This window comes from Kitasatospora sp. NPDC049258 (assembly GCF_040678895.1).
GTDB lineage: Bacteria > Actinomycetota > Actinomycetes > Streptomycetales > Streptomycetaceae > Kitasatospora.
The window spans coordinates 21,114-35,909 of the sequence record NZ_JBFAQT010000055.1 but is presented as its reverse complement, the minus strand read 5'-3'; the positions used below and the strand labels follow the sequence as shown (position 1 = coordinate 35,909).

7 protein-coding genes and 1 tRNA gene are annotated in these 14,796 nt (G+C 72.1%); 4 read left to right on the top strand and 4 right to left on the bottom strand.

The window, feature by feature from the left end:
* Nucleotides 1–188: 188 nt before the first annotated feature.
* Complete coding sequence (pgi, locus tag AB0K43_RS29255) at nucleotides 189–1,850, bottom strand: glucose-6-phosphate isomerase (protein WP_363645017.1); 1,662 nt, start codon at nucleotides 1,848–1,850, stop codon at nucleotides 189–191.
* Nucleotides 1,851–2,064: 214 nt separating this feature from the next.
* Nucleotides 2,065–3,645: a Na+/H+ antiporter gene (locus tag AB0K43_RS29250; protein ID WP_363645015.1), complete on the bottom strand. Its 1,581-nt coding sequence runs from the start codon at nucleotides 3,643–3,645 to the stop codon at nucleotides 2,065–2,067.
* Between the two features lie 165 nt (nucleotides 3,646–3,810).
* On the opposite strand from AB0K43_RS29250, the gene AB0K43_RS29245 reads away from it, so the two are divergent.
* A tRNA-Lys gene (locus tag AB0K43_RS29245) sits at nucleotides 3,811–3,884 on the top strand.
* Nucleotides 3,885–3,978: 94 nt separating this feature from the next.
* Here AB0K43_RS29245 and AB0K43_RS29240 read toward each other — a convergent pair.
* The gene (locus tag AB0K43_RS29240) at nucleotides 3,979–4,359 is read right to left on the bottom strand and encodes a VOC family protein (protein ID WP_363645013.1); all 381 of its coding nucleotides are present in this window, start codon (nucleotides 4,357–4,359) and stop codon (nucleotides 3,979–3,981) included.
* Between the two features lie 104 nt (nucleotides 4,360–4,463).
* The gene (locus AB0K43_RS29235) at nucleotides 4,464–6,152 is read right to left on the bottom strand and encodes a glycosyl hydrolase family 18 protein (protein WP_363645011.1); all 1,689 of its coding nucleotides are present in this window, start codon (nucleotides 6,150–6,152) and stop codon (nucleotides 4,464–4,466) included.
* A gap of 311 nt (nucleotides 6,153–6,463) precedes the next feature.
* On the opposite strand from AB0K43_RS29235, the gene AB0K43_RS29230 reads away from it, so the two are divergent.
* From AB0K43_RS29230 to AB0K43_RS29220, 3 genes are all read left to right on the top strand, one after another.
* The gene (locus AB0K43_RS29230) at nucleotides 6,464–6,796 is read left to right on the top strand and encodes an acyl carrier protein (protein WP_363645009.1); all 333 of its coding nucleotides are present in this window, start codon (nucleotides 6,464–6,466) and stop codon (nucleotides 6,794–6,796) included.
* Nucleotides 6,797–6,865: 69 nt separating this feature from the next.
* Nucleotides 6,866–13,159, top strand: coding sequence for an SDR family NAD(P)-dependent oxidoreductase (locus tag AB0K43_RS29225; protein ID WP_363645007.1), 6,294 nt, complete (start codon nucleotides 6,866–6,868; stop codon nucleotides 13,157–13,159).
* A 70-nt stretch (nucleotides 13,160–13,229) separates the two neighbouring features.
* Entirely contained in the window at nucleotides 13,230–14,786 is a 1,557-nt protein-coding gene (locus AB0K43_RS29220) for a long-chain-fatty-acid--CoA ligase (RefSeq protein ID WP_363645005.1), read from the top strand.
* Nucleotides 14,787–14,796: the final 10 nt, after the last annotated feature.

The following is a 14,796-nucleotide window of genomic DNA, read 5'->3' as shown; positions in this document are numbered from 1 at the left end:
TCCACATGTTGTTAACAGATGCTCAATATAAACCCGGGGCCCGGGGTTGCGCCCCCCGGGCGGCCCACCCCGGCCCCACGCCCCCCCCGCCCGCGGGGGGGGCCCTTCGGCGTTCCCCGGCCCGCCCGGTCGGCGGCCCGGCCGGGGTGGGTGCACCCCGGCCGGGCCGGCCCGGTGGGCCGCCGGGCTCAGCGGCCGCGCAGCTCGCGGTACCGGGCGACCAGGGCGGCCGTCGAGCCGTCCAGCGCCGCCAGGCCCTCCCCGGTGAGCAGCACCGGCTCGATCCGCTTGGCCAGCACCTTGCCGAGCTCCACGCCCCACTGGTCGAAGGAGTCGATGTTCCAGATCGCGCCCTGCACGAACACCTTGTGCTCGTAGAGCGCGATCAGCTGGCCGAGCACCGACGGGCTGAGCTCGGTGGCCAGCACGGTGGTGGTCGGGTGGTTGCCGCGGAAGGTCTTGTGCGGCACCAGCTCGGCGGGCACCCCTTCGGCGGCGACCTCCTCGGGGGTCTTGCCGAAGGCGAGCGCCTGGGTCTGGGCGAAGAAGTTGGCCATCAGCAGGTTGTGCTGGGCGACCAGGCCGGGCTGCAGGTCCTCGACAGGCCTGGCGAACCCGATGAAGTCGGCCGGGATGACCTTGGTGCCCTGGTGCAGCAGCTGGTAGTAGGCGTGCTGGCCGTTGGTGCCGGGGGTGCCCCAGACCACCGGGCCGGTCTGCCAGCCGACCGGGCGGCCGTCCCGGTCCACCGACTTGCCGTTGGACTCCATGTCCAGCTGCTGGAGGTAGGCGGTGAACTTGGACAGGTAGTGCGAGTACGGCAGCACGGCGTGCGACTGGGCGTCGAAGAAGTTGCCGTACCAGACCCCCAGCAGGCCGAGCAGCAGCGGCACGTTCTGCTCCGGCGGGGCGGTGCGGAAGTGCTCGTCGACCAGGCGGAAGCCGTCCAGCAGCTGCCGGAAGGCGTCCGGGCCGATCGCGATCATCAGCGAGAGGCCGATCGCGGAGTCGAAGGAGTAGCGGCCGCCGACCCAGTCCCAGAACTCGAACATGTTGGCCACGTCGATGCCGAAGTCGGCGACGCCCTCGGCGTTGGTGGACAGCGCGACGAAGTGCTTGGCCACCGCCTCCTGGCCGGCGCCCAGCTCGGCGAGCAGCCAGGTCCTGGCGGAGACGGCGTTGGTGATGGTCTCGATCGTGGTGAAGGTCTTCGAGGCCACGATGAACAGGGTCTCGGCGGCGTCCAGGCCGTGCAGCGCCTCGTGCAGGTCGGCGCCGTCCACGTTGGAGACGAAGTGCAGGTCCAACCCGCGGTCGGCGAAGGAGCGCAGGGCCTCGTAGGCCATCGCGGGGCCCAGGTCGGAGCCGCCGATGCCGATGTTGACGACGTGCCGGATCCGGCGGCCGGTGTGGCCGGTCCACTCGCCGCCGCGGACCCGGTCGGAGAAGGCGGCCATCTTGTCCAGCACCGCGTGCACGGCGGGCACCACGTTCTCGCCGTCCACCTCGATCACGGCCCCGCGCGGGGCGCGCAGCGCGGTGTGCAGCACCGCCCGGTGCTCGGTGATGTTGATCTTCTCGCCGCGGAACATGGCGTCCCGCAGGGCCGCCACGCCGGTGGCCTCGGCCAGCTCGCGCAGCAGCGCCAGGGTGCGGTCGGTGACCAGGTGCTTGGAGTAGTCGACCTGCAGGTCGCCGACACCCAGGGTGTAGCGGCGGCCGCGGTCCGGGTCGGCGGCGAACAGCTCGCGCAGGTGCTGCTCGCCGAGCTCCGCCCGGTGCTTCCCCAGCGCGGCCCACTGCGGTGTGCGGTCCAACGGGGTACGGCCGGTGGCGGGGTTCTCCGACATCGGTTTGCTCCTCAGGATCATCCGGGTTGCGGTTACCGGCAGGGCCTGGCGGAGGGTTGCGCGAGGTCCGGCGGTACAGCGGTGCGTGCGCCGACTCCGTTGACGGCCTTGCCCACGGCCAGCCTAAGGCCACCCGCGCCCCGGGCCGCCACGGCGCCGCGCCCGGTCTCACCGGGTGTCACTTCGGCCCGCCGCGCCGCCGGGTCACCCGGTGTCACTTGCGGTCCGAGCGCAGGTCGAGCTGGCGCAGCACCTGGTCGGCGACCTCCGGATCGGCGCCGGGCTCGCTCCGGGCGGCGAGCACCTCGCGGCGGGAGGCGGCGATCATCTCCTGCTCGATGCCGTACGCCTTGCGCCACTGCGAGAGCCGGCGCTTCGCCTCGGCGGCCTCCTCCTTCTCGTACCGCTCGGGGTAGATCCGGGCGAGCCGGTCGTGCTGGCGCTCGCGCAGCCGCTCGACCAGTTCGGACGGCAGCTGGTCCTCGTCCTCCAGCTCGCCGAGGCGCTTCAGCCCGGCCTTGGAGGCGCGCCACCAGAGCTGCTTGGCGGCCTGCTCGTGGGCGTCGGTGCCGGCGTCCAGCCCGAGCCGCTTGACCAGCCAGGGCAGGCTCAGCCCCTGGATCAGCAGGGTGAAGAACACCACGGCGAACGCGACGAAGATCAGTTCACTGCGGCCGGGGAAGGGGGTGTGGTCCTTCAGGGTGAGCGGCACGGCGAGCGCCAGGGCCACGGTGGCCACCCCACGCATCCCGGACCACCAGAGCACCACGGTCTCCCGCCAGCTGATCGGGGTGTCCTCGTCGCCGCGGCTGACCCGCCGGGAGAGCCAGGCGGCGGGCAGCAGCCAGACCAGCCGGACCAGCACCACCGTGGCGATCACCGCCGCCGCCTCGCCGAGCATGCCGCGCCAGCTGTCCTTGACGTCAGCGAGCACGGTGGACAGCTCCAGCCCGATCAGGCCGAAGGCGACCCCGGTGATCAGGGTCTCGACGATCTCCCAGAAGGCGTTGCCGACCAGCCGGTACGCGACGTCGTCGGCGTCCGCCGCCCGGTCGGCCAGGTAGAGCGCGCAGACCACCACGGCCAGCACCCCCGAGCCGTGGCCGACCTCGGCCAGGGCGTAGGCCGCGAACGGGACCAGCAGGTTCAGCGCCACCTGGAGGGTCGGGTCGTCCAGGAGTCCGGCCAGCCGGGCGTTCAGCCAGCCGAGCAGGATGCCGATCAGCACCGCCACCACCGCCGACAGGACGAAGCGGGCCAGCGCGTGCGGGACCGAGAGGTCGTGGCTGACCACCGCGGAGACGGCCAGCGAGTAGATCACGATCGCGGTCACGTCGTTGAACAGGCCCTCGCTCTCCAGGACCGCGACCAGCCGGCGCGGCAGGCCGACGGCGTTGGCCACCGCGACCGCCGCCACCGGGTCCGGCGGCGAGACCAGCGCGCCCAGGGCCACCGCGACGGCCAGCGGGACGGCCGGCACCAGCCACTGGTAGACCCCGGCGACGGCGACGGTGGTGACCACCACCAGGGCCACCGCGAGCAGCAGGATGGACCGGATGTTGGTGCGGAAGTAGTGCACCGAGGAACGTCTGGCCACCGCGAAGATCAGCGGTGGCAGCACCAGCGGCAGGATCAGCTCGGGGTCGATCTTCACGTCCGGGAGCTGCGGGATCACCGCCATCACGATGCCGAGCAGGGTCATCAGCACGGGCTGGGGGATGTTCGTCCAGCGCGCCAGCGGCACCGTCACCACGGCGGCGAGCAGCACCAGGAAGAGCAGCGACAGCTGGGCCACCGGGTGATCCCTTTCCTCGGCCCGGGTCCGGCCACGGGCGCTCGGATCAGAATAAAAGCGGCAAACAATACCTATGCAGCGGCTCGCCGGGCCCGCCCCGCCCGCGGGCCGGATACCGATTGTGAGTTTCGGCCGCTGACCAGGTAATGTTCTCCGCGTCAGCAGGCGCCGCTAGCTCAGTTGGTTAGAGCAGCTGACTCTTAATCAGCGGGTCCGGGGTTCGAGTCCCTGGCGGCGCACAGACGGTCGAAGGCCCCCTCGCGAGAGCGAGGGGGCCTTCGGCGTTCTCCGGGCGCGGCCGGGTCCAGGGCGGCCTAGGTCATGTCTCACTGCCTAGGCGCCGCGGACCTCGTTCACGCACAGGATGTTTCCTTCGGTGTCCTTGAACCAGGCGGCCCGCATGCCGTCCGACTCGGCGACCCCGTCCAGGGTCTTCAGGCCGGGGAGGTCGTACTCCTCGAAGACGATCCCGCGCGTGCGCAGGTCCGCCATCTCGGCATCGAGATCGGCGACCTTCCAGCTGGCCAGGGTGTGCGCGGCCTGGCCCGCGCTGGGTGTCTCGTACAGCTCGAACTGCGTGCCGCCGCAGCTGAAGCCGACCCCTTCCGCGCCCTCCCGGGAAACGGAGAGGCCGAGGGTGTCACGGTAGAACCGCTTCGCACGGTCGATGTCGCCGACCGGGACGACCGCCTGCAGCGGAGCGTCTGACAGCATCGCCACCACCTCCTCCCTCCAGGCTAGGCAGGCTTCCCCCGGTCCGCCCGCCCGCACCGGCCGGGCACCCGAGGGTGACCGGCCGGTGACGGTGGGCGAGCGGATCAGCCGAAGTAGCTGTCGAAGTTCCTGGAGAACTCCTTGCCGCCGAACTGGTCCCAGTTGATCGACCAGGTCATCAGGCCGCGCAGGTCCGGCCGGGCACCGCTGCGGGGCAGGTAGCCGCCGCAGCCGGCGGCCTTGGTGAGGCAGTCCAGCGCCTTGTCCACCTCGGCCGGGGCGACGTAGCCGTTGCCCGCGTTGGTGGTGGCCGGCATGCCGATCGCCACCTGGGAGGGGGCCAGCGGCGGGAACACGTTGGCGGTGTTGCCCGCCACCGGGAAGCCGGTGAGCAGCATGTCGGTCATCGCGACGTGGAAGTCCGCGCCGCCCATCGAGTGGTACTGGTTGTCCAGGCCCATGATCGAGCCCGAGTTGTAGTCCTGGACGTGCAGCAGGGTGAGGTCGCCGCGCAGCGCGTGGATCACCGGCAGGTAGGCCCCGGCCCGCGGGTCCTGGCCGCCCCAGGGGCCGGATCCGTAGTACTGGTAGCCGAGCTGCACGAAGAAGGTCTCCGGCGCCATGGTCAGCACGAAGTTCTGGCCGTACCTGGCCTTGAGCGTCTTCAGCGCCGAGATCAGGTTGACGATCACCGGGGTGGTCGGGTTCTTGAAGTCGGTGTCGCCGGTGTTCAGCGAGAGCGAGTGGCCCTCGAAGTCGATGTCCAGGCCGTTCAGGCCCCACTTGTCGATGATCGCGGACACCGAGCTGACGAAGGCGTCCCGGGCCGCCGTGGTGGTCAGCTGGACCTGGCCGTTCTGGCCGCCGATCGAGATCAGCACCTTCTTGCCCTGGGCCTGCTTGGCGGCGATCGCGGCCTTGAAGTCGGCGTCCGACTCCACCGACGGGCACTCGGCGACCGAGCAGCGGTTGAACCTGATGTCGCCGGAGGTGACGGAGGTCGGCTCGCCGAAGGACAGGTTGATCACGTCCCAGGAGGCCGGGACGTCGGCCATCCTGGTGTAGCCGGCACCGTTGGCGAAGCTGGCGTGCAGGTAGCCGACCAGCGCGTGGGTCGGCAGGCCGCCGCCGGGCGGCTGCGAGGTGGGCGGCTGCGAGGTCGGGGGCTGCGTGGTCGGGGGCTGCGAAGTGGGCGGCTGGGAGGTCGGCGGCTGAGAGGTGGGCGGCTGGGACGTCGGCGGCTGCGAGGTCGGCGGGTTGGTGGGAGCCCCCGGGCCGTCCAGCGAGACGTCGTCCGCGTAGTAGGTGCCCTGGCCGTACCAGCCGTGGGTGTACACCGTGGCGCTGGTCTGGCCCGCGGCGGTGGTGAAGGAGACCGAGAGCTTCTGGTAGCCGCCGCCGGTGCTCGGGGTCCAGGTGCTGGTACCGCCGTTGACGCCCAGGTAGACGTAGGCGCCCTTGACGTACGCGCTGAGCGTGTACGCGGTGCTGGGCTGCACCGCGACGGTCTGGGTGCACTGGGCGTTGTCGCTTGCCGAGGCGGCCCCGGCCAGTGCGTAACCGCCGCCGTGGGACTGGCCGGTGACCACGCTTCCGGTGCCGCCGGTGCAGCTCCAGGGGGCGAGCGCGCCGGTCTCGAACCCGCCGTTGACCAGGAACTCGCCGGCGCTCGCGGAGCCGGCCAGACCGAAGCTGAGGGCGACCGCGCCGGCGGCGGCGACGGCCCAGGCGGTGCCGGCGGCGACCGCCGTACGGCTGCCGCGGCGGACGGCTGTTCTTCGGGGAGTACGCATGTGGGGATGCTCCTGCCTCAAGACATGGGGGCGCCCAAAAGCCTTGTGGGGGAAGGCCGGACGCGAAGCGGGCGCCACCTATTTGGACTAGACCACTGAAGCGAATCGGGCAGGCCGTGTCAATGGATCCGGAGCCGGCCCGGCCGCCTCCCGGCCCGCGCCCCGGCCGCCCGAGTCAGTCGCTGGTCAGAGCCTGGTCAGCCGCCCGTGTTCGCATGTTGCCCACGTGGGGCCGGCAGGGACGACGGCCCAGAACCGACGGAGGCGGTCGCATTGCCGAACTTCTCCCCGCGCGGAAACGGGTGCACGCGATGAGTGAATCCATACCGACGATCGAACTGCTCCGGTCGCTGCCCCGGTCCGAGCGCCGGGAGGCCCTGGAATCCCTCGTGGTGACGGAATTCAAGGCCAGCCTGCTGATGGACGAGGACGAGTACCTGCCGACCGACGAGAGCTACTTCCAGCTCGGCTTCACCTCGCTGCGCATCGTCGAGGTGAAGACCCGGCTGGAGGCCCAGCTGGGCATCGCGGTCTCCACCACCGCCCTGTTCAACAGCCCGACGATCGACCAGCTCCTGGAGCACCTGACGGGCGATCTGCTCGGCGACCTGTTCGACGAGCTCCCGGCCCGCTCCGCCCGCTGACGGGCCAAGGCCGGCACCTGAGCGACGCGCCGCAGCACGGCGGCTGACCAGTGAAAGGGAAGAACGGGAATGTCGAACAAACCGGAGCAGAACGAGCCCATCGCCATAGTCGGTATCGGCCTGCGCTTCCCGGGTGGAAACGAGTCCCCCGAGGGGTTCGCCGAATTCCTCGGCCAGGGCCGGTCCGGTATCCGCCCGGTGCCGGAGGACCGCTGGGACGTCCCGGCGTTCACCCCCGCCGACGAGGAGCAGAAGGGGAAGGTCCACACCACCGGGGCCGGCTTCCTCGACCAGATCGACCAGTTCGACGCCCAGTTCTTCAACATCTCGCCCAAGGAGGCGAACTTCGTCGACCCGCAGCAGCGGCTGCTGCTGGAGACGGCCTGGGAGGCGCTGGAGAACGCCAACATCGACCCGGGGACGCTGCGGCACGGCAACGGCGGCGTCTACATCGGCGCCAGCTCGATCGACTACGCGCTGGAGATGGAGGGCCTGCCCTACGAGGAGCTGGACGGCCACCTCGCGGCGGGCATCACGCTGTTCCCGCTGTCCGGCCGGCTGTCGTACTTCCTCGGCCTGCGCGGCCCCAGCCTGAGCGTGGACACCGCCTGCGCCTCCTCGCTCACCGCGATGCACCTGGCGGTCGAGGGCCTGCGCAGCGGCGCCACCGACATCGCGCTCTCCGGAGCGGTGAACTGCCTGCACCACCCGCGCATCTTCGTGATGTTCTCGCAGGCCAACATGCTTGCCCCGGACGGCCGTTGCAAGACCTTCGACGAGTCCGCCGACGGCTACGTCCGGGCCGAGGGCTGCGCCGTGCTGGTGCTCAAGCGGCTGTCGGACGCCGAGCGGGACGGCGACCGGGTGCTCGCGCTGGTCCGCGGCACCGCGATCGGCGAGGACGGCGAGAGCGCCGGGCTGACCGTGCCCAACGGCACCGCCCAGGAGATCGTGATCCGCTCCGCGCTGCGCAACGCGCACCTGGAGCCGGCCGACATCCAGTACGTCGAGGCGCACGGCACCGGCACCCCGCTCGGCGACCCGATCGAGATGGGCGCGATCAGCGACGTGTTCGCGAAGTCGCACACCAAGGAGAACCCGATCACGGTCGGCTCGCTGAAGACCAACCTCGGGCACATGGAGCCGGTGGCCGGCATCGGCGGCGTGATCAAGACCGTGCTGCAGATGCGCACCGGCACCGTCTTCCCGCACCTCAACCTGAGCACCCCCTCCGGCCGGATCCCGTGGGACTCCATCCCGGTCACCGTGCCGACCGAGGCCAAGCCCTGGCGGGCCGAGACCCGGCGCGCGGTGGTCAACAGCTTCGGCTTCGCGGGCAGCATCGCCGCCGCCGTCCTGGAGGAGGCGCCCACCACCGCGGCCACCGACCCGGCGGCCGGATCCGGCGCGGCCGCCGCGGCCGAGGGCGGCCACGTCTTCACCATGTCCGCCAAGACCAAGCGCTCGCTGCAGCTCCAGGTGGAGCGCTACCGGCGGCACCTGGAGCGGCACCCGGAGCTCGACCTCGGCGACCTCTGCTACACCGCCAACGTCGGCCGCAGCCACTTCAGCCACCGGATCGCCGGGCAGGTCACCGACCGCGAGTCGCTGGACGCGCTGCTGGCCAAGCACGCCGGCACCGAGCCGGCCGGCCCGCGCGGCGACATCCGCAAGGTGGCCTTCCTGTTCACCGGCCAGGGCTCGCAGTACCCGGGCATGGGCGCCACGCTGTACCGCCAGTTCCCGCTGTTCGCCGAGCACGTCGACGCGTGCGACCGGCTGTTCGCCGGGCACCTCGGCCGCTCGGTGAAGGACGTGATGTTCGACCGGGAGGGCCAGGGCGAGCTGCTCGGGCAGACCCTGTACGCCCAGCCGGCCCTGTTCACCCTCGAGTACGCGCTTGCCAAGCTGTGGATGTCCTGGGGCGTGAAGCCCAACGTGCTGATCGGGCACAGCATCGGCGAGGTGGTCGCCGCCGCCGTCGCCGGGCTGTTCGACCTGGCCGACGCCACCACGCTGGTGGCGACCCGCGCCACGCTGATGCAGTCGGTCTCCGCCCCCGGCGGGATGGCCGCCGTCGCGGCGCCGGTGGAGCAGGTGGCACCGCTGCTGGAGCCGTACCCCGACCTGGCCGTCGCGGCCGTCAACTCGCCCGAGCAGACCGTGATCTCCGGCGGGTCCGCCGCGCTGGCCGCCGTGGTGGCCCAGCTCACCGAGGCCGGGCTGCGGGTCAAGGAGCTGAAGGTCTCGCACGCCTTCCACTCGCCGCTGATGACCGAGGTGTTCGACGAGTTCCGCGCCGCGATCAAGGACATCGCCTTCCGCGAGCCCTCGCTGACCCTGATCTCCAACCTGACCGGCAAGGTGGCCAGGTTCGCCGAGATCAGCGACCCCGAGTACTGGATCCGGCACATCGGCGAGGCGGTGGAGTTCTCGGCCGGGATGCGGACCCTGGAGCGGCGCGGCAAGCACGCGATCATCGAGATCGGTCCTTCGCCGGCGCTGACCGGCGCCGCCAAGCAGTCGGTGACCCCGCAGGACCACCTCTGGATCGGCGGCACCAGCCCCAAGGACACCGACGGCCGGGCCGTGCGGGCCGCCGTCGCCCAGTTCTACACCGCCGGGCTGGCCTTCTCCTGGCAGGGCTTCCACGCCGGCCGCGGCCACCGGCTGGTGTCGCTCCCCGGCTACGCCTTCGACCGCAAGTCGTACTGGCTGCCGAACCGGGCCAACCGGCACGGCCTCGGCGCCCGCGGCGGCGACGGCCGCGCCGCGGTCCACCCGCTGCTCGGCAGCGAGACCAGCACTCCCGAGCAACTGGCCGAGGGCATCCGCGAGTTCAGCAGCTCGGTGAGCCCCGCCCAGCCGGCCTACCTGGCCGACCACGTGGCGATGGGGCAGGTGGTCTTCCCCGGCACCGGCTACCTGGAGATCGTGCTCGCCCTGCTGGACGCGGTGCACGGCCACACCCGCCGCCCGGTCCGCGACGTGGGCTTCCGGGAGGCGCTGTTCCTGGACGAGGAGCGGCCCACCCGGCTGCGGACCCGGCTGCGCCCTGGCCCGGACGGCACCGGCACGGTCGAGATCGTCAGCCTGGCCGAGGCGGGCGACGCCCAGGGCGGGGCCGCCGTGATCGAGCGGCTGCACGCGGTCGCCACCGTCGGCGCCGAGTCGGAGGTCTCCGACGAGCTCACCGACGCCGCGCGGGAGCTGATCTCGCTGGCGGCCGCCGCCGGCAACCCGGAGGACGTGCTGCGGGCCGAGGACGTGTACGCCGCGTACTCGGGCGCCGGGCTGGACTACGGTCCGGAGTTCCGGCTGATGCGCTCGGTCGACCGGTACGCGGGCGACCTGACCGTCGGCGAGCTGGAAGGCCGCTCGGCGGGCGCGTTGGAGCACCTGCCGCCGGCCCTGCTGGACGCCGCGATGCACAACATGGCGGCGCTGGCGGACGACGGCAACGACTACCTGCCGGTCCGCTTCGGCCGGTTCCGGCTGTTCCGCAAGCCCAAGGCGGCCACCCTGCGCACCCTGCTGCGGGTGGTGCCGGCCGACACCGACGAGGTCGACCTCAGCGCGGACCTGCTGGCGCTGGACGGCGACCGGCCGGTCTTCGAGCTCAAGGGCCTCGGCCTCAAGCGGGTCGCCGAGACCTTCGCCGGGGCGCGCCGCAGCTTCTTCCACGAGATGCGCTGGGTCAAGCGCTCGCCGGCCGGCCCGAACAGCGTCACCGGACGCCACCTGCTGGTGGTCGGCCGGCCGGCCGCCGAGTTCGCCGACCTGGCGCCCCGGCTCGCCGAGCAGAACGGGCGGCTCAGCTTCGCCGCCACGCCCGCCGAGGTGACCCGGGTGCTCGCCGAGGAGCAGATCACCGACCTGGCCTGGTACTGGCAGCCGGGCGACGGGCACAGCGGCGCCGCGGCGCTGCGGGCCGAGTCCGAGCGCAACTACACCGCGCTGCTGGAGCTGCTGGCGGCCCTGGAGCAGGCCGGCTTCGGCCGCAACCAGCGACTGTGGCTGGTCACCGAGCGGGCCCAGTGGCTGTACGGCGACGAGCCGGGCAGCGGCGCCGCGCTGGCGGCCGCCAGCCTGTGGGGCTTCGGCCACGTACTGCTGAACGAGTTCCCGGCGTACCGCACCACCCTGCTGGACCTGCCCGGCACCGGCGGCCACCAGCCGCTGGTGGAGGAGCTGCACGCCCGGGAGAGCGGCGAGTTCCAGATCGCCTACCGGGAGGGCTTCCGGCACGTGCGGCGGCTGCTGGCGGTGGACCCGCGCGCCCGGCAGGACGCCAACTTCGGGCTGGCCATCAAGGAGTTCGGCCAGTTCGGCGGGATCAAGCCGGTGCCGGCCGAGGAGGTGGCGCCGGTCGGCGACCAGATCCAGGTCGAGGTGCACGCGGCAGGCCTGAACTTCAAGGACGTGCTGAACGCGCTCGGCATGCTGAAGGACTTCGGCGACCAGCCGCTCGGCTTCGAGTGCGCGGGCACCGTGGTGGCGGCCGGGCCGCAGGCGGAGTTCGCGGTCGGCGACGAGGTGATCGTCAACTACCTCGACCTGTTCAAGCGCCGGGTGACGGTGCCCTCCGCGGTGGCCGTCCGCAAGCCCGCCAACATCGACTTCACCGCCGCGGCCGGTCTGATCTCGGTGTACGTCACGGCCTACTACGCGCTGCACCACCTGGCCGAGATCAAGGCCGGCGACCGGGTGCTGGTGCACGCGGCCGCCGGCGGCGTCGGCCAGGCCGCGGCGCACCTGGCCCGGCTCGCGGGGGCGGAGGTGTTCGCCACCGCCAGCCCGCACAAGTGGCCGCTGCTGCGGGCCCAGGGCATCGAGCACGTGATGAACTCGCGCACGCTGGACTTCGCCGACGAGATCGAGCGGACCACCGGCGGCCGCGGCGTCGACATCGTGCTGAACAGCCTGAACAAGGACTACATCCCGGCCGGCATGCGGGCGCTGGGCGAGGGCGGCCGGTTCATCGAGCTCGGCAAGGTCGGCGCCTGGACCCCCGAGCAGGTGGCCGCCGAGCGGCCCGACGTCACGTACCACAACTTCGACCTGAGCGAGCTGCCGCAGGAGCAGCTGATCCCGCTCAACCAGGAGATCATGCGCACCGTGATCGCCCTGGTCGAGGCCGGGCAGCTGCCCCCGATCGTCGCCACCTCGTACACCCTGGACGAGGTCGAGGAGGCCTTCGGGGTGCTCAGCCGGGGCGCCAACGTCGGCAAGCTGGTGCTGGACTTCGCCGGTGAGCGGGCCCCCGCGGCGCGCGAGGTGACGATCAGCCCGGACCGCACCTACCTGATCACCGGCGGGCTCGGCGCGCTCGGCCTGGTCACCGCCGAGAAGCTGGTCGACCTCGGTGCCCGGCACCTGGCACTGGTCAGCCGGCGCCCGGAGCCGGCCGCCGACGTCAAGCACCTGCACGACCGGCTGGCCGAGCGGGCCGAGGTGACCGTTCTGCAGGGCGACATCGCCGAACCGGCCGACCTGGCCCGGATCGTGGCGCAGCTGCACGCGGGTGCCCACCCGGTGGGCGGCATCATCCACTCGGCCGGCACCGTGGACGACCGCCCGATCCCGGCCCAGACCTGGGAGAGCATCGACGAGGTCTTCCGGGCCAAGGTGTACGGCAGCTGGCTGCTGCACGAGGCCGCGGCGGACTTCCCCGAGCTGGAGTTCTTCGTCGGGTACTCCTCGGCGGCCTCGGTGGTCGGCGCCCCCGGCCAGTCCAACTACGCGGCGGCCAACTACTTCCTGGACACGCTGCTGCACTGGCGGGCCGGGCAGGGGTTGCCGGCGCTGTCGGTGAACTGGGGCCCGTGGGCCGAGGTGGGCATGTCGGCCCGGCTGGACGAATCGCTGATCAAGAAGTGGGAGGACGAGGGCATCCGGCTCTTCACCCCGGCGAAGGGCACCAGGGCGCTCGCCTCGATGCTCGGCCGGCCGGTGGCCCAGATCGTCGCGGGTGAGGCGGACTGGGACAGGTTCACCGCCGCCAAGCCGGTCGACGACGCGCTGTACGAGCTGCTGGTGCGGGGTGGCGCGGACGCGGCACGGAGCCTGGACCTGGACGCGCTGGTGGCCCTGCCGAAGGCCGAACGGCTGGTCGCGATCGACGAGTTCGTCCGCTCCCGGGTGGCCGACGTGCTGCACTTCGAGGACGCCGACGCGATCGACTCGTACACCGAGTTCGTCCAGCTCGGGCTGGACTCGCTGGTGGCGGTCGAGCTGAAGAACTCGCTGGAGGCGGCCTTCCGGGTGCCGCTGCCGCCGTCCCTGGCCTTCGACCACCCGTCCGCCGGGCAGCTGAGCGAGTTCCTGGAGCAGCAGATCGCCCCGGCGCCGGCCGCGGCCTGACGCCGGTCCGGGTGGGGCCGCAGGCAGCTGCGGCCCCACCCGGCCTGACCGAGATCGGACGGAGAGGATCATGAACCAAGCAGCAGAGGCCACCATCGGCGCCCGGGCCGCCCGGCACGCCGCCGAGCGGCCCGAGCACACCGCCGTCGTCTGCGACGGCCGCGAGCTCAGCTACGCGCAGCTGCACCGGGAGAGCAACCGGACCGCCCACGCGCTGCGTTCGGCCGGGCTCGGCCGCGGCGCCCGGGTCGCCTACCTGGGCCGGGAGACGGAGCACTACTACGACCTCGCGGTCGGGTGCGCCAAGAGCGGCGTGGTGCTGGTGCCGATCAACTGGCGCCTGACCGCCCGCGAGGTGGAGCACATCCTGGCCGACTCCGGCGCCGAACTGCTCTTCGTGGAGCGGGAGTTCCTCGGCCCGGCGGAGAAGGCCGGCGCGGCCTCGCTGAAGGCGCTGGTGGAGCTGGACACCGACCGGGACATGGTCGGCGGCTTCCTCGCCTGGAAGGCCGGCGCACCGGAGACCGATCTCGACCACCGGGCGGTCACCGACGACCCGGTGCTGCAGATGTACACCAGCGGCACCAGCGGCCTGCCCAAGGGCGTGGTGCTGGCGCACCGGAGCTTCTTCACCTTCATCGAGTCCATGCGGCGGCACGGCACCGACTGGATCGACTGGCGCGCCGAGGACCGCACCCTGATCTGCTTCCCCGGCCTGCACTCGGCCGGGATGGCCTGGTTCATGCACACCCTGAACGTCGGCGGCACCAGCGTGATCATGCGGATGTTCAACGCCGAGGAGGCGGTCCGGCTGATCGAGCGGCACGCCGTCACCACCACCTGGGCCGCGCCCGCGATGCTGGACATGATGCTGGCCGAACGCGGCGTCACCGCGGAGACGTTCAGGTCGCTGCGCAAGGTGGTCTACGGCGGCGCGCCGATCTCACCCGCCCTGCTGGCCCGCTCGATCGACGGCTTCGGCTGCGAGCTGGCCCAGATGTACGCGGCCGCCGAGACCGGCAGCGTGGTCACCTGCCTGGCGCCCGCGGACCACGTGCCGGGCAACCCGCGGCTCACCTCGGCCGGGCGCTCCTGCCCGGGCAACCGGGTGCGGATCGTCGACGACGAGGGGCGGGAGCTGCCGCCCGGCCGGATCGGGCAGGTCTGCGTCGACACCCCGGCGCACTTCGTCGAGTACTGGCAGCAGCCCGAGGCGACCGCCAAGGCGCTGGTGGACGGCTGGCTGCGGCTGGGCGACCTCGGCTACCTGGACGAGGACGGCTACCTGTTCCTGTGCGACCGGATCAGCGACACCATCATCGTCGCCGGCCAGAACATCTACCCCGTCGAGGTGGAGAACGCGGTGCGCGAGCACCCGGCCGTCGCCGACGTGGCGGTGATCGGCGTGCCCGACCCGCGCTGGGGCGAGACCGTCCGGGCCTGCGTGGTCCGCGCCCCCGGCGAACGGATCAGCGGCCGGGAGCTGATGCTCTTCCTGCGCGGCCGGCTGGCCGACTTCAAGATCCCGAGCAGCTACGACTTCCTGGACGTGCTGCCGCGCAACCCCACCGGCAAGGTGCTCCGCCGGGTCCTGCGGGACCAGCTGGCCGCACAGAGCCCGTCCTGAGGAGGTCCTT